We start from the raw sequence: 21,629 nt of genomic DNA on the forward strand, positions 1-21,629 counted from the left end.
CGTCCAACGCCAGAGCAATACCCCGATGAAACCTTCAACCGATTGTTTGACCTACCTGAAGCTCGCTGCCGTCTCCATGATCTGGGGCGGCACCTTCGTCGCCGGGCGTTCTTTGTCCGGTGCCGTCGACCCGCTGCTGGCGGCCAGCCTGCGTTTTGTGCTGGCCAGCGTCGCGCTGTTGCTGTTCATGGCGTTCGCGCGCATTCCCCTGGCCCGTCCAAACCTGCCGCAGTTGGGGCGACTGGCATTGCTGGGATTCTTCGGCATCTTTTTCTACAACCTGTGCTTTTTCTATGGCTTGCAGTACATCGGCGCGTCGCGGGCATCGCTGATCGTCGCCTTGAACCCAGCGGTGATTGGCCTGGCATCCTGCCTGTTATTCAAGGAGCGCCTGGGGCCTGGCAAGGCGCTGGGAATCGCGTTGTGCCTGGCGGGCGCGGCGGTTGTCATTGTCAACCGCGACCCACTGGGGCTGCAGGGCGCGACCGACGCCTGGCGCGGCGATCTGTTGATCGCCGGCTGTGTGGCGGGGTGGGGCATCTATTCATTGGGCTCACGCACGCTGAACCAGAGCCTGGGCCCCTTGCAGACCGTCACCTGGTCGGTGTGGCTGGGAACGCTGATGCTCGCGGCCACCACGTTGCTGAGCGGACGGCTGACGCTGGATGCGCTCACTGCTATCCACCTGCCGCAGTTGTACAGCCTGCTTTACCTCGGTGTACTGGGCTCGGCCCTGGCGTATATCGGCTATTACGATGGCATCCGGCGTATTGGCGCGACCCGCAGTGGTGTATTCATCGCGCTCAATCCGCTGACGGCGGTGATCTGCGGCGCCTTGCTGCTGGACGAGCCTTTCACCCAGCCGATGCTGCTGGGCGGGGCCGTGATCCTGGCGGGCATCTACCTGTGCAATAAACCCCTTGCACGGGTACGGGTAATGGGGATTTGATAAGAGTACGGACAAACGTGGTTACGCTGTGTAGAATCGATTTACGCATACAAGAATATGGACTTGCGCTCACGCAAGCCTAAGCCGTCAGAGACCGATGACACCATGAAGCTACTCGGCTCCCCCCTCATCTTTGGTGACTTCCTCGCCCGCAGTGTGCGAGGCCTTTCCTGTGCGCCGCCCGTGCTCCTCATCCTTGCTGGCAATTGAAACCTTCAAAACACAAGAATGATGAGGCGCCAAATCATGGCAGATCTATACGAAAACCCAATGGGCCTGATGGGCTTTGAATTCATCGAATTCGCGTCGCCGACGCCGGGTACCCTGGAGCCGATCTTCGAGATCATGGGCTTCACCAAGGTTGCGACCCACCGTTCCAAGAACGTGCACCTGTACCGCCAGGGCGAGATCAACCTGATCCTCAACAACGAACCCAACAGCATTGCCTCCTACTTCGCGGCCGAACATGGTCCGTCGGTGTGCGGCATGGCGTTCCGCGTCAAGGACTCGCAAAAAGCCTACAACCGCGCCCTGGAACTGGGCGCCCAGCCGATCCATATCGAAACCGGCCCGATGGAACTGAACCTGCCGGCCATCAAGGGCATCGGCGGCGCGCCGCTGTACCTGATCGACCGTTTCGGCGAAGGCAGTTCGATTTACGATATCGACTTCGTCTACCTCGACGGCGTGGAGCGCAACCCGGTGGGCGCCGGCCTGAAGGTCATCGACCACCTGACCCACAACGTCTATCGCGGTCGCATGGTCTATTGGGCCAACTTCTACGAGAAGCTGTTCAACTTCCGTGAAGCGCGTTACTTCGATATCAAGGGCGAGTACACCGGCCTGACGTCCAAGGCCATGAGCGCGCCGGATGGCATGATCCGCATCCCGCTGAACGAAGAGTCGTCCAAGGGCGCCGGGCAGATCGAAGAGTTCCTGATGCAGTTCAACGGCGAGGGCATCCAGCACGTGGCGTTCCTCACCGACGACCTGGTCAAGACCTGGGACGCGCTGAAGAAGATTGGCATGCGCTTCATGACCGCGCCGCCGGACACCTACTACGAAATGCTCGAAGGCCGCTTGCCGAACCACGGCGAGCCGGTGGATCAGCTGCAGGCACGCGGCATTCTGCTGGACGGTTCCTCGGTTGAAGGCGACAAGCGCCTGCTGCTGCAGATCTTCTCGGAAACCTTGATGGGGCCGGTGTTCTTCGAATTCATCCAGCGCAAGGGCGATGATGGGTTTGGCGAGGGCAACTTCAAGGCGCTGTTCGAGTCGATCGAACGCGACCAGGTGCGTCGTGGTGTATTGACCACCGACTGACGCACACAAAAAAGCCCGGCCGAGGGTAACCTGGCCGGGCTTTTTGCTGCCTGCCGATCAGGCTCTACGCTGGCGTACCAGGTGTTTGAAGCCTTCGAATACCAGCACCATCACCGCCAGCCAGATCGGGATATAGGTCAACCATTCGCCGCCCTTGATCCCCTCACCCAGGATCAACGCCACGCCCAGCAAGAGCACCGGCTCAACGTAGCTGAGCAAGCCGAACAGGCTGAACGCCAGCAAGCGGCTGGCGATGATGTAGCTCACCAGCGCCGAAGCGCTGATCAGGCCCAGCATCGGAATCAGCGCGTACAGCTTGGGGTGCGCATCCAGCACCGCAAAGCCTTGCTCGCCGCTTTGCACAAACCACCAGGCCACCGGCAGCATCAACGCCATGTCCAGCCAGAGGCCGCCCAGGTGGTCGGTCTTGAGGTACTTGCGCACGATGAAATAGACCGGGTAGCCGATGATCACCACCAGCGTGGCCCAGGAAAACCCACCAGCCTGGTACAACTCGTTGAGCACCCCCAGGCCTGCAAAAAAGACAGCGATCTGTTGCAAGTACGACAACTGTTCGCCCCATACCAGGCGGCCGGTCAGGACCATGGTCAGCGGCAACAGGAAGTAACCCACCGACACATCCAGGCTACGCCCATTCAGCGGTGCCCACATGAACAGCCACAGCTGCACGCCCAGCAGGGCGGAAGACACCAGCACACCACCAATCAATGCGGGCCTGGCAGCCAGCATCCGCAGCAGTTCCCACACTCGTCGCCATTCGCCACTGACCATCATGAACACCGTCATGCACGGCACGGTGAGCAACATGCGCCAGCCGAAAATTTCCAGGCCGCTCAAGGGTGTGAGCAGCGACGTGAAGTAATACATCACGGCAAACAACACCGAGGCCAAGACCGATAACACGACACCTTTAGACACGCTGTCCTCGCGAAAAACCATTGATACGAAAAGAGGGGGATTTGAACAGGGGATTATGGTGCTTTTACCGCGAGAGGGTTGCGCTGTTTTGGGGCATTTTTCAGCAAAATTTCGCGTTAGTCCGCTGCGGGGGCGGGCTAACTGTGGCGAGCGGGCCCGCTCGCCACAATGAACGGTCTAGCTCAATAACCGCGGGCGATGCGCCCCGACACAAAATGCCCGACATCATTGAACCCCGGCGTCGACGAATGCCCCGGCGTCACCAGCGAATCGATGAACGCTTCATCCTCCGCCGTGACCTTCACCTCCAACGCCCCAAGGTAGGCATCCCATTGCGCCTCGGTGCGCGGTCCGACAATCGCCGAGCTCACCGCCGAATTGTTCAATACCCAGGCAATCGCAAACTCCACGATCCCCACGCCACGCCCTTGGGTGTATTGCTGGATCTGCTGGGCGATGCGCAGCGATTCCACGCGCCATTCGGTTTCCAGGATGCGTTTGTCCTGGCGCGCCGCACGGCTGCCGGCCTCGGGAGTGACGTCCGGCGCGTATTTGCCACTGAGCACGCCACGGGCCAATGGGCTGTAAGGCACCACACCCAGGCCGTAAGCGGCCGCCGCGGTGATCTGCTCGACTTCGGCCTGGCGGTTGACGATGTTGTACAGCGGCTGGCTGATGATCGGCTTGTCGACACCCAGGCGTTCGGCCACGCGAATCACCTCGGCAATGCGCCAACCGCGATAGTTCGACAAGCCCCAGTAGCGGATCTTGCCCTGGCGGATCAGGTCGCCAATCGCTGACACCGTCACTTCCAGCGGCGTGTTGTGGTCTTCGCGGTGCAGGTAGTAGATGTCCAGGTAATCGGTATCTAGCCGGGTCAGGCTGGCGTCCAGCGCGTTGAATATGCGCTTGCGGCTCAAGCCGCTGCGGTTGGGCAAACCGTCCAGCGGGCCGATGCCGACCTTGGACGCCACCACCCAATCCTGGCGATTGCGCACGATGGCTTCGCCGACGATTTCCTCGGAACGTCCGCCGGTGTAGACGTCTGCCGTGTCGATAAAATTGATGCCCTGGTCCCAGGCCTTGTCGATGATGCGCAGCGAGTCCTCGGTGTTGGTCTGTTCGCCAAACATCATGGTGCCCAGGGTCAAGGCGCTGACCTTCAACCCGGACTGGCCCAATGTGCGGTAAATCATGGATAACTCCTCAAGGCGGGGGAACGTACCCCATGCAATACCAGACTCGGCCGCTCTGGGACAAGCCCTGGGCGCGTTTCTTCATGGACTCAGCAGGGTCTTGCAGCGCGCTTGTAAAAAACGATGCAGCACCTTCACCCGTTCCGATACTTGAAGACGGTGAGGGCACATCAGGTTGAACGGCGTCGGCTCGCCTTGCCAGTCAGGCAGCAACGGCACCAGCCGTCCGGCCTGGATGTCCTGGGCGATATCCAGGTTGGCTTTGTAGGCGATGCCGTGACCGGCCAACGCCCAGCGCCGCACGATTTCACCGTCATCGCTCAAGTAATCGCCCGACACCTCGACCTCCTGCAACACCGCGCCCTGGCGGAAATACCAGATGCTGTTGGCGCGGCCCTGACGCATGTAGCGCAGCGTGTTGTGCTGCGCTAAATCGCTCGGAACCCGGGGCGTGCCGTGACGCGCCAGGTAATCCGGGCTGGCACAGGCGATGCGGTGGTGGTCGGGCACCACTGGCAGCGCCACCAGGCTGGAGTCCCGGGGCACGCCAAAGCGCAGGGCAATGTCCACGGTGTCGCGGAACAGGTCGGCATTGGTGTCGTTGAGCAGCAATTGCAGGCGGATATTCGGGTGTTCGAGCTTGAACGCGTCCAGCCAGCCCAATAGCACATTGCGCCCGAAGTCCGAGGGCGCCGCCAGTTGCAGCAGGCCACTGAGGCTCTGGCCCTGCTGCTTGATCGCCTGCTCGCCCTCGGACAGCGCCTCCAGTGCGACGCGCACGCTCTCCAGGTAGCGGCGACCTTCTTCGGTCAGGCGCATGCTGCGGGTGGAACGTGCCAGCAGGCGAATGCCCAGGCGGGTTTCCAGGCGCTTGAGGGCAATGCTGGCGGCGGCCGGGGTCAAGCCGAGGCTGCGGGCGGCGGCAGAAAGGCTGCCGGTGTCGGCGGTGCGCACGAAGACTTCAAGGTCGAGGGTCGAGCTCATTTGTAAAAATCCTTTAAAGATCTTGTCGTTTTACCGGGATTTTTCGTCGATTGCCAAGCTGGGAAGATGAACCCTCACTTTCTCAATCAGGAATTTCCCCATGACTTCTTCCCTCAACGGCAAAACCGTCATCGTGATTGGCGGCAGCAGCGGAATTGGCGCGGCCGTGGCCAAGGCCGCTGCTGCGCGCGGGGCGCAGGTGGTGCTGGCCGGGCGGCGCTTGACCAGCGGCGTGGTAAACGGCCTGCGCAGCGAACCGGTGGACGTCACTGACGCAGGGTCCTTGCAACACTTGTTCGAACGCGTGGGGCGGTTCGACCACCTGGTCTACACCTCAGGGCCCACCGTGCGTGCCAAGACCTTGATCGAAACCGATCTGAGCGAGGCCCAGGACAACTTCAACGTAAAACTCTGGGGCTCGCTGCGGGCGATCCAACTGGCACTGCCATTCCTGGATGAGCAGGGCAGCATCAGCCTGACCTCCGGGCAACTGGGACGTAAATTGGCGCCGGGCCAGTTCATCAAGACCGGCATCAACGCCGCCACCGAAGCGCTGGGTAAACAGTTGGCGAAGGAGTTGGCACCGCGCCGGGTCAACGTGGTCAGCCCAGGGGTGATCGATACACCGGCGTATGCCGGCCTTGCAGAGGAGCAGCGCCTGGCGATGTTTGCCAAGGCCGGCGCCGCGTTGCCTGTCGGGCGAGTAGGGCAAGCAGAGGAAGTGGCGGCGGGGTATGTGCTGGCCATGGAAAATGGCTTTATGACCGGCGCCGTGATCGATATCGACGGCGGCGGTCTGCTCTGATTGCCGCAGCGACCTAAGCCTTCAGGGTACGCGTCATCCGCAACGCCAATACGCTACCGGCGACAATCACCGCCGCCAGTAAGTACAGCGCCACATCCGTGGACCCGGTGGCATCCTTCACAAAGCCCACGATGTAGGGGCTGAGGAAGCCGGCCATCTGGCCCATGGAGTTGATCAACGCCAGGCCGCCTGCCGCCGCGCCCGCACTGAGCATGGCGGTGGGCACCGGCCAGAACATCGGTAGGCCGGTCAGCGCACCCATGGTCGCGATGGTCAGGCCGAGGATCGCAATCGCCGGTGTCGTGGCGAAGTTCACCGCAATCACCAGGCCAATAGCGCCCATCAACATCGGTATCACCAAGTGCCAGCGGCGCTCCTTGCGCAAGTCGGCGGAGCGACCCACCAGCAGCATGAATACCGCTGCCAGCAAGTAGGGGATTGCACTGAGCCAGCCGATCACCAGGTTATCGCTGAACCCCAGGTTCTTGATAATCGACGGCAGCCAGAAATTGATGGCGTACACGCCGCTCTGGATGCAGAAGTAGATCAAACCGAACGCCCAGATTGCGGGGTTCTTGAACACTTCGGCCAGCGAATCGCTGGTGGTTTTCGGCTTGTTGGCCAGGTCGGTCGCCTGGTCGGCTTCCAGCACCGCGCGTTCGTGGGGCTTGAGCCACTTGGCGTGGGCAAAGCTGTCGCTGAGCAGGAAGTAGGCGAGGGCGCCCAGGATCACGGTCGGGATGCCTTGCAGCAGGAACATCCACTGCCAGCCGGCAAGGCCGCCTTGGCCGGCAGCAAAGTGGTTGAGGATCCAGCCCGAGAACGGGCTGCCGAGCAAGCCGGAGACCGGGATAGCCGACATGAACAGCGCCATGATCCGCCCACGGCGGAAGGTCGGGAACCACTGCGAGAGGTACAGCACCACGCCGGGGAAGAAGCCCGCTTCAGCGGCACCGGTGAACAGGCGCAGGGTGTAGAAGTGCGTCGGCGTGGTGACGAACAGCAGGCAGGTGGACAGCGTGCCCCAGACGATCATCATCAACGCAATCCAGCGGCGTGGACCGAATTTGGTCAACGCCAGGTTGCTCGGCACGCCGCACAGCACGTAGCCGATAAAGAAGATCCCGGCACCGAGGCCGTACACGGTTTCGCTGAATTTCAACGCGTCGAGCATCTGCAACTTGGCAAAGCCGACGTTTACCCGGTCGAGGTAGTTGAACAGATAGCAGATGAAGATGAAGGGGATCAGGCGCAGGGTAATGCGCTTGTAGATGGCGTTTTTATCGTCATCGGTGGCCAGTGTGGCTGCGGCGCTCTGTGACATGGGAGTCTCTCTTTATTATGATTTTTCGCGATGCGAGGGTAACGTTGATCGCCTGAAGAGTCTCGGCCCTCCGGCGGGCCGCTGTCTTTGTGCTTGCGCACAGCGAACCCTGCTTTGCGCTGTGCCGATGAACAACCACCCCTTTCAAGGAATTTAGCCGCATGTTCGAGCTGGATCATGACCTGGCGCAGGATATCGTCGATCGGACCATGGCGATCCTGCCCCACAACGTCAACGTCATGGACAGCCAGGGCCTGATTCTCGGCAGCGGCGAACCCGAGCGTATCAACACCCGCCATGAAGGCGCGCAACTGGTGCTCGCCAATGGCCGCGTGGTGGAAATCGATGGCCAGACCGCCAAGCACCTCAAGGGCGTGCAACCGGGCATCAATCTGCCGCTGCTGCATGACGGCCGCCTGATCGGTGTGCTGGGCATCACTGGCGAGCCGGAGGGCCTGCGCACCTACGCCGAACTGGTACGTATGACCGCCGAGATGCTGGTGAGCCACCGCCACCAGCAGGCCGAGCAACAGTGGCGGCGCCAGCGTTGCGATGACCTGCTGGCTCTGCTGCTGGCAGAAAGCGGCGACTCGCCGCGGCTGGTGGACGAAGCCCAGCAACTGGGGCTCAAGCCGCAGATGGCGCGCACGCCGTATCTGTTCGAACTCGGCGCGGGGCAATCGGCAGAGGCCTTGAGTGCCTGGCTGACCTCGCGTTATCCGGACAGCTGGTGCGTCAGCTCGGCGCAGTATTCATTGTTGTGGTGCCGGCCGGCCACGGTGCCGGTCGACAACCCACGCCTGCTGGAAAAACTCGAAGGCCTTGGCTGGAGCATCCTGCGCGTCGCCGTGGGCGGGCAAGCGGATGGGCTGGCGGGGCTGCGCCGCTGCTATCGGCGCGTCGGTGATTTGCTCGCCTATGGTCGCGATGTGCTGCCGCAGTCACGGCTGCTCACGCTCAACCGCTATCGCCTGCCGGTGATGCTCTGGCGCCATCGCAACGACGACGCCCTCGATGAACTGCTCAACCCGCTGCGCAAAGTGTTGGCCAAGGACGGCAATGGTCAACTGCTGGCCACCTTGCGCAGTTGGTGCGAACACGACGGGCAAAGCCAGGCCTGTGCCGACGCCTTGGGTATTCACCGCAACAGCCTGCGCTACCGCATGGAGCGCATTGCCGAGCTCAGTGGCGTCGACCCGTTGACCCTGGACGGCATGCTCGCCCTGTACCTCGGCGTTCAGCTGCTGCCCCAGCCTTTGTCGGAATGAACAACAAAGCACCGCCGCAGTTGTGCATCGGACCGGCGTCAGCGGCGGTGGCAACTGGCAGCATGGGCGTCATAAAAACCGGAGAAAGCCCATGAAAATCATCATCGCCCCCGACTCGTTCAAGGACAGCCTGAGTGCCGAAGGCGTCGCCCAGGCCATTGCCGAAGGGCTGACCCAGGTGTGGCCCGATGCCGAGTTGGTCCAATGCCCAATGGCGGACGGTGGTGAAGGTACAGTGGATGCGGTGCTGGCGGCGTGCAAGGGCCAATTGCGCCGCCACAGCGTGCGCGGTCCGCTTGGTACAGCGGTTGAGGCGCGTTGGGGCTGGTTGGCCGACAGCCACACCGCAATCATCGAAATGGCCGAGGCCAGCGGCCTGCAATTGGTGTCGTCGGGCCTGCGCGACGCATGCACCACCACCACCCATGGCACCGGCGAACTGATCCGCGCCGCACTGGATGCCGGCGCTGAACGCATCATCCTGGCGATTGGCGGCAGTGCCACCAACGATGGCGGCGCTGGCGCGATGCAGGCACTCGGTGTGCAACTGTTCGACGCCGACGACCAACCGCTGGCACCTGGTGGCCTGGCCCTGGCCCGCCTGGCGCGGGTCAGCCTGGAACAGCTTGACCCACGCCTTGCGCAGGTACGCTTTGAAATCGCCGCAGACGTCAACAACCCGCTGTGCGGCCCCCATGGCGCCTCGGCGATTTTCGGCCCGCAAAAAGGCGCGAATCCCGAGCAAGTCCAACAACTCGACGCCGCCCTTGGCCACTTCGCCGATCATTGCGCCAACGTGCTATCCAAAGATGTGCGCGACGAACCCGGCAGCGGCGCCGCAGGTGGCTTGGGCTTTGCGGCCAAGGCCTTCCTGGGCGCGCAGTTCCGCGCTGGCGTAGAGGTAGTGGCCGAACTGGTTGGCCTGGACGCCGCCGTACGCGGCGCCGACCTGGTGATCACCGGCGAAGGCCGTTTCGACGCCCAGACCCTGCGCGGCAAAACCCCGTTCGGCGTGGCGCGCATCGCCCGGCAGCACAACGTGCCCGTTATTGTGATCGCCGGCACCTTGGGTGAGGGCTACGAGCAGATGTATGCCCATGGCGTGGATGCGGCATTTGCCTTGCCTAGCGGTCCGATGAGCCTGGAACAGGCCTGCGCTGAGGCGCCGCGTCTGCTCAGCGAACGGGCAGCAGATATTGCGCGGCTGTGGCGCACCGCAGGCAAGCACTGACGAACAACCCCGAACATGGGACAATCCGCGCCTTTTCGACACGGAGAGTCCCCATGCTGCGCCCCGCATTCCTGGCCCTGTTGCTCACCGGCGCCACCACCCCGGTCTTCGCCCAACCCCCCTCCGAAACGGTACCGCTGCTGCGTGAGATCAAGCAGTGGGTGGTCGGTTGCGACAACCTGCGCAATTGTCACGTCCTCAGCGCACCCAGCGGCGTGGATGAAGAGGACTACAGCTCATTGACGTTGCACATCTGGCATCAGGCGGGTCCGCAAGGGTATCCGCGTCTGCGCTTTGATTATCGAGGCCAGGAGGTGGACCTTTCCACCTTGCTGCTGGACGGCCAGCCCCTGGGCCTGGAGCTGACGCGGGAATTGCACGTTGAACTGGATGACCAGGGCGGTGATCCCGAGGTGCATTCGTATGGGGTGATTGATGACGCAGGGGCGCGGCGCTGGTTGCAGCGTCTGCGCAATGGCCAGCGCCTGCAGTTGCCGGGTGATGAACAGGCGCATGTATCGCTGAGCGGGTTGAGTGCTGCGCTGCTGTTGATGGATGCAGTGCAGGGTCGCGTGGACAACCTGACGGCCCTGGCTCGACCCGGCAAGGGCGCGGCCAGCGAGGTGCCGCCACGGGCGCCAACGCCGGTACTGCGCAAGTTTTCGCCGGCACCGCCGTTGACCGCGCAGGAGCAGGCCGGGCTGGTGGCTGCCGCCTTGCAGGCCGTCACGCCGGAAGAGGGGGAGCCCGAGGCAAAAGCAGGGGCGCTGACGGCGCGCCAGGCCATGACCGTGACACGTTATGACTGTGCGGCCTACAACTGCGAGTTCAATGTCAGCAGCCGTGAGCGCCAGGCGCCCTATACGGAAACCCTGATGGACCTGCAGCCGCTGCCCTTGGAAGACGCCGCATTGCAAGGCGCGGTCGGCTATGACGAGGCTTCCGGGTCCCTGAGTTATTTCTACAAGCAGCGTGGCATCGGTGACTGCGGCGGCGGGGCCACTTGGGTGTTCGACGGCAAGCGCTTTCAGCTCAGTGAGTTCCACCGGATGCCGCGTTGCACCGGGGTCGGCTACGGTGACTGGCCATCGTTGTGGTCAACCGTGCCAGCCCCCTAGCCATCGGCTTAATGTCGCCCCTACACTGGTCGACCACGTGTCTTTCAAAGGATGAAACACCATGCACACGCCTGAACCCCATATCGTGATCCAGCGCTTCACCGAGGCCCACCTTGAAGGCGTCGCAGCGCTCTACAACGAACCGGCCGTGTGCCGTCAGGTGCTGCAAATGCCTTTCCAGTCGGTCGAGATGTGGCGCAAACGCCTGGTGATGGACAACGAGCGGCGCCTGCAACTGGTAGCGATGCATGGGGGTGAGGTGATCGGCCAGCTGGGCCTGGAACAGTACCTGCGTGTGCGCCAGGCCCATGTCGGTTCGTTCGGCATGGGCGTGGCAACGGCGTGGCAGGGCAAGGGAGTCGGTTCGCGGCTGTTGACGGCCGCGCTGGACGTGGCCGACAACTGGATGAACCTGCATCGGGTGGAGCTCACGGTGTACGCCGACAACGAGTCGGCGCAGCGGTTGTATCGCAAGTTCGGCTTTGAGGTCGAAGGCGTATTGCGTGATTACGCCCTGCGTGACGGCCGGTTTGTCGACACCGTGAGCATGGCGCGCCTGCGCCAGTCGGCTTAGCCCTGCAAAGCGAACGCCACCGCAGCCTGCGCATGCAGCTCGGTGGTGTCCAGCAGCGGCAGCTCGCTGTGTTCGGGCTTGATCAGCAGCCCGATTTCCGTGCAGCCGAGGATGATGGCCTGGGCGCCGCGTGCGGCCAGGGACTTGATCACTCCTTGGTAGACCTTGCGTGACGCTTCGCTGATCACGCCGACGCACAACTCCTCATAGATGATCCTGTGCACGGCCTGACGCTCGTCGGCCTCCGGCACCAGCACGGTCAGGCCTTGGGCGGCCAGGCGCGACTTGAGGAAATCCTGCTCCATGGTAAACGCCGTACCGAGCAGGCCGACCGTCAGCGTGCCGGCCTCCACGGCAGCCGCACCCGCCGCATCGGCGATATGCAGGAACGGAATCGACACCGCCGCCTCGATACGCGGTGCCACCAAATGCATGGTGTTGGTACACAGCACCACACAGTCGGCGCCACCGGCTTGCAAACGGCGCGCGGCGTCTTCGAGGATCAGTGCGGTGTCATCCCAGCGCCCGGCATGTTGCGCCTGTTCCACCGGGCCGAAGTCCACGCTGTACATCAACAGTTGCGCCGAGCGCAGCGGGCCGAGCTGGTCGCGTACACGTTGGTTGATGATGCGATAGTACTCGGCGCTGGACTCCCAGCTCATGCCGCCGATAAGGCCGATGGTGCGCATGCGATGCTCCTGACAAGGAAAGTCGCTTCACCTTACCCATCGACCATTGATTAGTCATACGCAGTTGCCCACGAAATGACCGGTGCAGTTTCACATGTCCAGGTTGGTCCACCCGGGTTTGGCCTCTTCCGGTGCCACTGCGTTCACCTGCTTGCCGGTCGCCAACTCCACCCGCCGAGCCACTTCCGGGTCATCGGCGAAGGGCATCAGGCTGGCGTCGTCCAGGCTTTTGTCCGATTGACCGCGCAAGCAATACTCCACCGCGCCATACAGGCATACCACCATCAGCAGGCCCCACATCTCAGGCGATCCGCGCATCAAGCTGCGCCACTTTCAGGTCCGCGACACGCACCGTGCGCCAGGTGTTGTAGGCCATCAGCAGCATACCGGTCAGAAAGAACACACCACCGGCAAACCGCACCACAAACCCCGGGTGGCTGGCCTGCAAGGCCTCGACAAACGAATAGGTGAGGGTGCCGTCATCGTTGACCGCGCGCCACATCAAGCCCTGGGTAATGCCGTTGACCCACATTGACGCGATGTAGAGCACGGTGCCAATGGTGGCCAGCCAGAAGTGCAGGTTGATCAGCCCCACGCTGTGCATCTGCTCGCGGCCGAACACCTTGGGAATCATGTGATACAGCGCACCGAAGGTGATCATCGCCACCCAGCCCAGGGCTCCGGCGTGTACGTGGCCGATGGTCCAGTCGGTGTAGTGGGAGAGGGCGTTGACGGTCTTGATCGCCATCATCGGCCCCTCGAACGTCGACATGCCGTAGAACGCCAGGGACAGCACCAGGAATCGCAGGATCGGGTCGGTGCGCAACTGATGCCAGGCGCCGGACAAGGTCATCATGCCGTTGATCATCCCACCCCAACTCGGCGCCAGCAGGATCAGCGACATGGCCATGCCCAGTGACTGCGCCCAGTCGGGCAGGGCGGTGTAGTGCAAATGGTGCGGACCGGCCCAGATGTACAGGGTGATCAGCGCCCAGAAGTGCACGATGGATAAACGATAGGAGTACACCGGGCGTCCGACCTGTTTCGGCACGAAGTAATACATCATGCCCAGGAAACCGGTAGTCAGGAAAAACCCCACGGCGTTATGCCCATACCACCACTGCACCATGGCATCGGTCGCCCCGGAATACACCGGGTAGGACTTGAACCAGTCCACCGGGATCGCCAGGTGGTTGACCACATGCAGCATGGCAATCACCAGAATAAACGCGCCGAAGAACCAGTTGCCCACGTAGATGTGCCGGGTTTTGCGCCGCACCACGGTGGTGAAAAACACAATGGCGTACGCCACCCAGACCACTGCCATCCACACCGCGCCGGAGAATTCGATCTCGGCGTACTCCTTGGTGGTGGTGTAACCCAGCGGCAAGCTGACCAGCATGATCACGATCACCGACTGCCAACCCCAAAAGGTAAACGCCGCGAGGCGGTTGGAAAACAGCCGCACCTGGCAAGTACGCTGTACCGCGTAATAGCTGGCGGCAAACTGCGCGCTGCCGGCAAAACCGAAAATCACCAGGCTGGTGTGCAGGGGGCGTAACCGACCAAAAGTGGTCCAGGGTAGATCGAGATTCATCTCGGGCCAGACCAGTTGCGAGGCAATCCACACGCCCATGGCCATGCCCACCACGCCCCAGGCGATCGTGGCGATAACGAATTGGCGGACGACTTTATAGTTATACGCCTGTCCGATTGTTGTGCTGCTCATGCTCAGTCCTCCCACGGTTCCAAGTGGCGGCACTGTAGGAAGCATGGGTAAAACAAAACAGGCTCAGAAAAACCTCATTGTTGCGGATCAGTTTTAAGCCGTACGTCGAATGGCTGCATCTGCCATGATCAGGCTTCGCAACCAGGCTCACCCAAGGAACTCCGCAATGGACGATGTACAGCAACTGGGCGAGATGCTTCGTCATTACGCCGACAGCGAAGCGCACAAGAAGCAGCAGTTCGACGTGCAGTCGGCCCGTTGGGCGCAGAAGCTCGATGAGCTGTTCGGGCAGATCGAGCAGTGGCTTGAGCCGGTGAAGACGGTGGGGTTGCTTGAAGTCCACCGTGAAGCTTACGTAGCCAGCGGCCCGAGCGTGCCGGTGGAGACCTCGACATTCAAGACCGAGAAACTGACCGTACAGATCACTGGCAAACCGGTGGAGTTCGTGCCGGATGTCATGGGCGCGGGTGGCTTGATCTCTGTGTCGGTCATGGGCCTGACCGCGGCACGTCACGGCAGTGTGTCGTTGGTATTACCCGTGGATAAGAACGACTGGTTGTGGAAGAAGACCAATGGCCTCAAAGACCCGGACACCTTTGGTTTCGACGCCAACTTCCTGGCCTCGCAGTTGCAAAGCCTGATCCCCCGCGAACGCAGCTGAAACGTCGAATGATGGGAACAGGGTTATTTTGCCAGGATTGGCTATACCTACAACTCAGTGTTCCAACGTCGACCGCCAGGGAGTTCAAACATGACACTTAGGCATTTGCTCTGCACGTTGTGCATCGCTTCGCTCGGGCTGGCGGGGTGTGCCAGCAAGATCACCGCGCCGGATGAGTATTCCGGCTTTCTCTCGGACTACAGCCGGCTCAAGGAAGCCAAGTCTCCATCGGGGGCCGAGGTGATGCGCTGGGTCGATCCCGAGCTGGATCTGAGCCGCTATCACGCGGTGTACGTCGAACCGACCCAGTTCTACCCTAAGCCCCAGGCCACCGCGAAAATTCCGCTAACCACCCTCAACGGCATCAACACCTACTACAACCAGGCACTCAAGCGTGAGCTGGAAAAATCCCTGCCCCTGGCCAATGCGCCAGGTCCAGGCGTGATCGTGGTGCGTGCAGCAATCACCGCCGTGAGCAGCAAGACCGAAGGCCTCAAACCCTATGAGTATATTCCGGTGGCCTTCGTCGTGGCGGCGGTAAGCACCGGCACCGGGATCCGTGATCAGGAAACCACCCTGGGCACCGAGGCGCAGTTCCTCGATGGCGCCAATGGCAAGGTGCTCGCCCAGGTGGTGCGCAAAGGCACAGGCAAGCCGCTGTCCAACGATTCGCAGGTGATGAAGGCCGGTGACGTGAAAAGCGTGATTGATGGCTGGGCGTCGGACCTGCATCAGTCGTACGTGAAACTTACGCGCTAGAACTTGCGAGAGGTGAGGGCTGCGGTGCCCTCACCATTGTTGCGACCGGGCGCGTGGCGTTACTTGAGCGGCGTCAACGGCGGCAGCTTCCATTGGCCGTTACCCACCTCAGGCTTGGGCAGGTAAATGCGCAATACCGCGTAGAACGGACCCGGTGGCGCCGGCAACCAGTTGCTTTGCTCGGCCTTCGGTGGCTCGTGGTGCTGCAAGGCCAATGTCAGGCCGCCATCGGCGTCACGCTTGAGGTTGGGCAGCATCCGCGAATTGATCAGGTAGCGCTTCTTGTGGTTGGGCACCAAAAGCTTGGTCTTGGCGTCGTACATGGTCAGCGACCAGAACGCATCGGCCGGCGGCAGTTGGTCCTTGGCAAAATGCACGGTGTAGCTGTGGCGTGCGCCGTTGGCGGGTTTGCCTTCGCTGTCGACGAAGTAGCTCATGTAGGTGGCTTCGTCGGAGGAGTTACCGAAAATGCCCATGTTGGCGCCGGCATAGCGGTACAGGTAATTGTTGTTCAGGTGGTCGCGGCTGCCGAACAGATCACCGCTGGTGATCTGGTGAGTGTCGACTTTGTCTTTCTTGAACGCGGCAAATTCGGCATGGGCGTCGGCAATGCCTTCATCCAGGGCCTTGCGCTGTTCGGTGGTCAGCTCCTTGACCTTGAACGGCGCGCCCGGGGCGATACCGATCTTGGCAAAGCGGGCCAGCAGCTCTTTTTCGCTGTCCTGCGGCGCGGCGAAGGCCAGCATGAAGTTCAGGTAGCGAAACAATTGCGGGCCTTCGGTCATGGTCGCCGTGGGCTTTGGCCATTCGACCTTGGCCGCCTTGGCTGGCGCGGGTTGTTTCACGTAGCTGCTCAGTGGCTGCACTTTATAGCCGGCCTGGATCTGCTTGACCTTGCCCAGGTCCTTTTCATCAAACAACTGCGTGCGGTACAGGGCGTAGGCAATATTGCTTTCGCTGTAGATCACGCGGTCGACATTCACCGGCTGCTGACCCTTCCAGTCGGGGCCGGCGATCATGTAGTGGCCGCCGTTGTTACCAGTGCTGCGGGTGCCCAGGTAAGCGAAGTTCTGCGTATAAAGGTCGATCAACTGCACCGAGTAGTAGCGGTCGTCTTCGATCCTGGGCAGGGTCAGCACCAGCGGTTCGCGGCGCAGGTCCATCCAGACGAACGAGTAGGGCGTGTCGGCGTTGGGCGTGACGAAGGCCGTGTCCTTGGGCGTGAACACTTGCGCGGTATTGCCGATCTGGTTGAACGGCGCCTTGAAGTTGGCACCGCCTTTGTCAACGGCCTGGGTATAGAGCGTCTTGTACATGTCCACCACCGGAAACCCATACAGGTAGGCTTCCTTGGCAATGGCCCGGGCTTCGGCCGGGGTTGCCGTGAAGTCGGCCCAGGCGCCGGTACTCATGAGTATCGAGAGGCTCGCCAACAGCAGGCGCGTCGGTTTTCCAATCATGTTGTTGCGTCCTTCCTGAGTGCGTTTTGTAGGGTAGCGTCTGAATAGCGTTGAGTTTCCGATGTTATTGACCGAAGGTCACGTTAATCTCTGAACACCTGACGCAAAAATGCCGCCCATGCAGGCGGCACCGTGTACAGGTCGAAATTAAAGTGCGGGCAGCATCGATTTGACTTTGTCGCGTAATTGATCGATCGAGAACGGCTTGGCGATCACTTGCATGCCGGCCGGCACGTCAATGTTTTCCGCATAACCGCTGGCGAACAGAATCGGCAGGTCCGCACGCAGTTCGCGGACCTTGGCAGCCAGTTGCTTGCCGTCCATGTCCGGCAAGCCGACATCGGTCATCATCAGGTCGATCACTTGGCCAGTGTTTTGCACCAGTGCCAGCGCTTCTTCAGCATCGCCGGCCTCCAGCACGTTGAATTCCAACTCCTCCAGGACGTCGACGATAAGCATGCGCACGATGGCATCGTCTTCGACGACAAGGATGGTGGAGGCGGTGGCGGACATAAAAAAATTCCCGAGAGTGAAAGGATTGGCCGTGAGCGGTGGAAAGGCCATCCTCTAATGAGTCGCGGCGATCTCGGCAAGTTCCCTCACCGAGGTCGGTATTGTGCCGGTGTTGGGAAGGAATGTCCCGTATGAGTCTGTGGTCGGGTTTCTACCGGGCTCACAAGGGACTGCGGCATCTCCAGGAATCGGATGATGCCGGTACTCCCCGTCAAACGTCAGGCGACACTTGAGGCCAATCTGGGGGAGGAAATTGATAGCGGGATGGCCACTAGGTCATGCACGCCGTTGATGCTGCCGACGGTGTTCATCAGGTTCAATTCACTGAAGTCCGAGACAGAATAGGTCAAGGTCCCCGGATTCGGACGGAATAATGCGCTCGTTGAACCGGTGCTCATTGCACTTTCCACACCGGCGCGCATAGACGCCTCGGACTTGAATGTTGCCAACCCGAAGTTGGGATCGAAGTAGAACCATTCTTTTTCGCCGCCCTTTACGACAACGCCTGCGGTAATACCGTGTGTTGTATTACCTATCATCAGGCGGGTCGACGTGTTGGCATTCGCCAGTTGCTCGATGATTTGCGCAGCCGTCCGCTGCTGTTTGTATTGGCCTACATGAAAGTCATGCCTGAGCTTGGCCTGGAAACTTTGCATAGTCTTTTGAAATGTCTGGGTGGCGGGATGCTCGGGATGAGCCATTACCGTGAAAAGATTCTCCAACAGCGTGGTTTGCTTGCCCTCCTGAATGGCATAGGCCATCGAGTTAGCAAACACCGCGCACTGCCCTCCCGAGATAGGACTGACTTGGCTGAGGTACAAACCTTGTGGCATCGGGACGAACGCTCCGCCCGCGGCCTTGATGTTATCGCCGAATTTTTTGGCCAGGGACAGGTTGAGCGTGATCGCACGCTTTTCAACCTGTCGGTACAGACAGCCCATTTGTTGCGTCGTCAATCCACGTTGCAAAGCCAGCTCCTGGAGTTCAGGGACTCTCAACCCCTCCTTGTACCCCTTTATCGAGTCGGGCGTTCCGTACTTGTAACCCTGCTTGAAACTGTCCGCATCCAGCGTTTTGAGGTTTTCCATTTTGGTATAGAACGTATTCGGCAGTTCTTCCAAGTCTTCGATACGGCGAATCAGGCTTCCCAACTGTTGCGCACTTGGACCGGCTTGCAGTGAAAGTGTCTTGAGCTGTTCAACGCTCAGGGATGTTGAGTACCCGGTAATCGACGGCGGTGTCTGGCTGTTATAACCATGGTTGAATCCTTCGGCGTCCGTTTTCAAGGCGCTTAACCGCAAGTCCTCGAATTCCTTTGCGAAATCGGGGTTGGCGTCGGGACGGGAGGAACTCCACCAACTGGTGAACCACTCGATGCTCCTCGACTCAGTCAACCCTTTGATTTCCCCCGCGGAGGCCGCGACAGAGGGCGTGAAGTTCTCCAGCGGGGCTCCGTAGGGTTGAGCCTTGATCGGGTCGTAGCGGTACCATTGTCCATCGTTGAATACGGCAGCCGTCTGGATCTTTGTTTCGCCGACCTTGTAGCTGCCTATTGCGGCTATGTCGTACTGCTGGCTGAGGTTTTTCAGCAGCCCATAACTGTCTGATGTGCCACGTAGCATTTGTATGCCTTTCTCCAGTGCCCGAGGGCTTTTGCCCAGTAGCCTTGCGCCGCCAAATACCAGGTCGTCTGCGCCCCCCAGCGGGTTGAATGCACTGAGGGTCGCCGCTCCAATAACGCGCGCGCCCTTGGCCAGCTTTGTGGCAGCAGAGCCGGCGATCGCCCCCACCTTGACCAGCTTGGCCGCAGTCGCTGCGCCAGCGGTCAGGAACCCCATGACATCCATCGTCAGATCAAGACCGCCCGCCACATAGTTGCCGTTTATGAAGTTGACAATGGCCGATCTGAACGGGATCAGGTCCAGGAAAAAGTTGGCCGCGCGATCCTGTGCTTCGAACTGTTTGTCCAACTGCGTAGAGCCTTTGGCCGCTTTCACAACATCGGCGTTATCGATATCCAGGTGCTCAACGAACGCATCGGCAATGTATTGGCTGCGGTCGCTGCTGAAGCTTTTTGGCGTGACTGCGCTGTCGCCCGTGTTTTCCTTCTGGTTTGCCTGGCTATAGCGGGACGGCCGGAACTCGGTTGTATGAATTTGCCGTGAGCCTGGGCCATAGGTGCTCTCATCGTAATTTTTGCCGCTGCGTTGCTTGGTGATGGTGCCTTTCTTGATGTCGACCTCATAAACAGACGACACGCCGTCACGCTCGGTTTTTATCGAAAAGGTGAGGTATTTGTGTAGCAGTGTTTTGTCTATGAAATTTATTCTGTACGCCGAATCATGAAAGAAGCGCAGCTTTCCATATTCCAAGTCTTTGCGTTGATCCAAGGGGAGTTTGGATATGAGGTGCCTGACGGTCGCACTCAGACCTTTCTTTCGCGAAACAATAGCCTCGTCGAATTGTTGCTTGAATGCTGCATTCACACCGAGAACAGGATTTTCGTTGATCGCGGCGAGGGGGATACGCGGGTCAGCGGTCGTCCAGGTGTAACCACGGTTTTCCATCATCGCGATGTCGAGCATCGAAAAATACCCTTCAGGCCGCAAGTTTGGATTGTAGATCGGCATTGCGGGGGATTGATGGCCGGATGTCTGGAGTTTCAACAGGGGTTTTTCAAACGGAATTCCTTCACCAAAACGTTCTTTCAGTTTGGCGAGGGCGATGTCCTTACGGCTGGGTATTTCAGCATTGGCTAACGTCTGTGCGTCGATCTGCTCTGCGAACTCGCGGTTGTATTGGGTTCTCAGCTCATCCAGTTCCAGGTCCGTGTAGTGTTTGTCATCCTTTCTCTCGATCAGGCCGTTGACAACCCCCCAATCGACCAGTGCGGTTTTCTGAGCGAGCTCGGTTACCGCTGGATCGACCTGGGCGGCCTTTTCGGCCTTGATCATGATTTCGTCGAAGCCCATGGTCATCGCCGACCCGGGTGACAGCGCTTCCTGGATATCCACTGCGATCTGCAGGCGGGCCGAGGCCGGGCTGCCATAAGTGATATTGTCGGGAAGGCCTTTTACCTTAAACGCAGGCGCTGTCAGTCCGAATATTATCGTTGCGGCAACGTCGGCCATCTCCGGGCTAACCCGGCCATCGTCTATCAGGGGTTTGACCTGCGCATCGACCACCGCTGACGGGCTAGCGCCCCAAAGGTGCGGTTCAACCCTTTTTCGCTGCGGGTTGGTAATAGCTTCGGGGTTCAGGGCCAGGTAGATCGCCGGCAGGGCGTAGTCATGGGCGCTGGTGGCGGTGTCGATACCCTTCATATGCGCTTGCATTGCCCGACCAAACGCCTGCCCTCGGGGGCTGTTCAGGATCGACTCCAACGCTTTGATGGGGTCTGCCTTGGCCTCATCCGTCAAGGGTTTGTTGTCATTGAGCAACTCAAGGATTCCCAGGCTGTGGCCCGTCTCCGGTGATTCCGCGTGATCCTTGATGTATTGGAGAGCCGCTGCCTGCAGCGTTCGCTGATCGTCAGTACTCAAAGGTACAGGCCAGGACAGTGCCCCCCCGAAGTTCCCAAACGGGTTCGCCACCGCTCTCTCACTGACGGCATCCGCTAACGCGGTCAAGGAAAAATGGTTGGTGGGTAGACCCAGGCCAATGCCGCGGATGAAGCTCTCCAGTGTGACAAGGGTGTCAGGCTGCGTTGGAAAGGATGAATGCGGGTGGATGTCCATTGCGGTGGTCTTGAGTGCGTTCAGCACCGCCGGGGGAGACGCGTTGTGTCCCAGTGTCCTGGCAATTTTGTGCAGCGCTTGCGACAGGGTATGCAGGTTGCGGGCATTACCAATCAGGGTTTTGTTGGAGAGGTCGGCTGTTGTGAGAGAAGTCGGTTGTGGCGCCGGGTTGGCCTGTTGTTCTGCGACGCTTTCGGACGAGGTGGGTTGGGACAGTCGATAGAGTTGATTGGCCGCATGCGTGGGTGGGTTGAGGGCTGATGTGGACACCGCGTAGAGACTGGTCATGGCTGGATACCCTTTGAAGTTGGACGTTATCCGCGCATTTGCTTGCGCAAGGCTGCCTTTTTCAAGGCGCATCATTGAGTGC

General features: G+C 60.6%; 19 protein-coding genes. 9 read left to right on the plus strand and 10 right to left on the minus strand.

Translation table 11 applies throughout. The annotated features are described in order from the left end of the window. Positions 1–25 precede the first annotated feature (25 nt). Together M2497_RS15800 and hppD are read left to right on the plus strand one after the other, a co-directional pair. Positions 26–949 carry a DMT family transporter gene (locus M2497_RS15800; protein ID WP_248481466.1) on the plus strand — a complete coding sequence of 308 codons (924 nt, stop codon included), beginning with the start codon at positions 26–28 and terminating at the stop codon, positions 947–949. A 246-nt stretch (positions 950–1,195) separates the two neighbouring features. Continuing rightward, the gene (gene hppD / locus M2497_RS15805; RefSeq protein WP_071495569.1) at positions 1,196–2,272 is read left to right on the plus strand and encodes a 4-hydroxyphenylpyruvate dioxygenase; all 1,077 of its coding nucleotides are present in this window, start codon (positions 1,196–1,198) and stop codon (positions 2,270–2,272) included. Between the two features lie 57 nt (positions 2,273–2,329). On the opposite strand, the gene rarD is transcribed toward hppD, so the two are convergent. The 3 genes from rarD to M2497_RS15820 form a co-directional block, all read right to left on the minus strand. Next, entirely contained in the window at positions 2,330–3,211 is an 882-nt protein-coding gene (gene rarD, locus M2497_RS15810; RefSeq protein ID WP_248481467.1) for an EamA family transporter RarD, read from the minus strand. A gap of 182 nt (positions 3,212–3,393) precedes the next feature. Next, entirely contained in the window at positions 3,394–4,407 is a 1,014-nt protein-coding gene (locus tag M2497_RS15815; protein ID WP_248481468.1) for an aldo/keto reductase, read from the minus strand. An 81-nt stretch (positions 4,408–4,488) separates the two neighbouring features. Beyond that, entirely contained in the window at positions 4,489–5,391 is a 903-nt protein-coding gene (locus M2497_RS15820) for a LysR family transcriptional regulator (protein ID WP_248481469.1), read from the minus strand. A gap of 100 nt (positions 5,392–5,491) precedes the next feature. Here M2497_RS15820 and M2497_RS15825 point away from each other — a divergent pair, with 100 nt between their 5' ends. Then, positions 5,492–6,196: an SDR family oxidoreductase gene (locus tag M2497_RS15825; protein ID WP_248481470.1), complete on the plus strand. Its 705-nt coding sequence runs from the start codon at positions 5,492–5,494 to the stop codon at positions 6,194–6,196. Between the two features lie 13 nt (positions 6,197–6,209). On the opposite strand, the gene M2497_RS15830 is transcribed toward M2497_RS15825, so the two are convergent. Further along, positions 6,210–7,520, minus strand: coding sequence for an MFS transporter (locus tag M2497_RS15830; RefSeq protein WP_248481472.1), 1,311 nt, complete (start codon positions 7,518–7,520; stop codon positions 6,210–6,212). Positions 7,521–7,681: 161 nt separating this feature from the next. Between M2497_RS15830 and M2497_RS15835 the strand changes: the two genes are divergently transcribed. The 4 genes from M2497_RS15835 to M2497_RS15850 all read left to right on the plus strand — a co-directional run bounded on the left by M2497_RS15835 (position 7,682) and on the right by M2497_RS15850 (position 11,711). Next, entirely contained in the window at positions 7,682–8,788 is a 1,107-nt protein-coding gene (locus M2497_RS15835; protein ID WP_248481473.1) for a sugar diacid recognition domain-containing protein, read from the plus strand. 91 nt (positions 8,789–8,879) lie between these two features. Further along, on the plus strand, positions 8,880–10,019 hold the full coding sequence (locus M2497_RS15840) for a glycerate kinase (protein WP_248481475.1): 1,140 nt from the start codon (positions 8,880–8,882) through the stop codon (positions 10,017–10,019). Between the two features lie 53 nt (positions 10,020–10,072). Then, complete coding sequence (locus tag M2497_RS15845; protein ID WP_248481477.1) at positions 10,073–11,137, plus strand: DUF1176 domain-containing protein; 1,065 nt, start codon at positions 10,073–10,075, stop codon at positions 11,135–11,137. A 61-nt stretch (positions 11,138–11,198) separates the two neighbouring features. Then, the gene (locus tag M2497_RS15850; RefSeq protein ID WP_248481479.1) at positions 11,199–11,711 is read left to right on the plus strand and encodes a GNAT family N-acetyltransferase; all 513 of its coding nucleotides are present in this window, start codon (positions 11,199–11,201) and stop codon (positions 11,709–11,711) included. On the opposite strand, the gene M2497_RS15855 is transcribed toward M2497_RS15850, so the two are convergent. From M2497_RS15855 to ccoN, 3 genes are all read right to left on the minus strand, one after another. After that, the gene (locus tag M2497_RS15855; RefSeq protein ID WP_248481481.1) at positions 11,708–12,400 is read right to left on the minus strand and encodes an aspartate/glutamate racemase family protein; all 693 of its coding nucleotides are present in this window, start codon (positions 12,398–12,400) and stop codon (positions 11,708–11,710) included. The genes M2497_RS15850 and M2497_RS15855 overlap by 4 nt on opposite strands. Positions 12,401–12,490: 90 nt before the next feature. After that, positions 12,491–12,700, minus strand: a complete 210-nt coding sequence (locus tag M2497_RS15860) for a cbb3-type cytochrome c oxidase subunit 3 (RefSeq protein ID WP_248488213.1) — start codon at positions 12,698–12,700, stop codon at positions 12,491–12,493. A 1-nt stretch (position 12,701) separates the two neighbouring features. Further along, complete coding sequence (gene ccoN, locus M2497_RS15865) at positions 12,702–14,129, minus strand: cytochrome-c oxidase, cbb3-type subunit I (RefSeq protein WP_248481483.1); 1,428 nt, start codon at positions 14,127–14,129, stop codon at positions 12,702–12,704. A 166-nt stretch (positions 14,130–14,295) separates the two neighbouring features. Between ccoN and M2497_RS15870 the strand changes: the two genes are divergently transcribed. After that, the gene (locus tag M2497_RS15870; protein WP_248481485.1) at positions 14,296–14,790 is read left to right on the plus strand and encodes a hypothetical protein; all 495 of its coding nucleotides are present in this window, start codon (positions 14,296–14,298) and stop codon (positions 14,788–14,790) included. Between the two features lie 90 nt (positions 14,791–14,880). After that, positions 14,881–15,549, plus strand: a complete 669-nt coding sequence (locus M2497_RS15875; RefSeq protein ID WP_248481487.1) for a DUF3313 family protein — start codon at positions 14,881–14,883, stop codon at positions 15,547–15,549. 59 nt (positions 15,550–15,608) lie between these two features. Here M2497_RS15875 and M2497_RS15880 read toward each other — a convergent pair whose 3' ends face one another. The 3 genes from M2497_RS15880 to M2497_RS15890 form a co-directional block, all read right to left on the minus strand. Then, positions 15,609–17,009, minus strand: a complete 1,401-nt coding sequence (locus M2497_RS15880) for a DUF1254 domain-containing protein (RefSeq protein WP_248481489.1) — start codon at positions 17,007–17,009, stop codon at positions 15,609–15,611. A 147-nt stretch (positions 17,010–17,156) separates the two neighbouring features. After that, positions 17,157–17,522, minus strand: a complete 366-nt coding sequence (locus M2497_RS15885) for a response regulator (RefSeq protein WP_248481491.1) — start codon at positions 17,520–17,522, stop codon at positions 17,157–17,159. A 218-nt stretch (positions 17,523–17,740) separates the two neighbouring features. Then, positions 17,741–21,622 (minus strand): hypothetical protein, encoded by a 3,882-nt coding sequence (locus tag M2497_RS15890; RefSeq protein WP_248481493.1) that lies wholly within the window; start codon positions 21,620–21,622, stop codon positions 17,741–17,743. Positions 21,623–21,629: the final 7 nt, after the last annotated feature.

Source organism: Pseudomonas sp. CYM-20-01 (assembly GCF_023169845.1).
GTDB classification, from domain to species: domain Bacteria; phylum Pseudomonadota; class Gammaproteobacteria; order Pseudomonadales; family Pseudomonadaceae; genus Aquipseudomonas; species Aquipseudomonas azotoformans.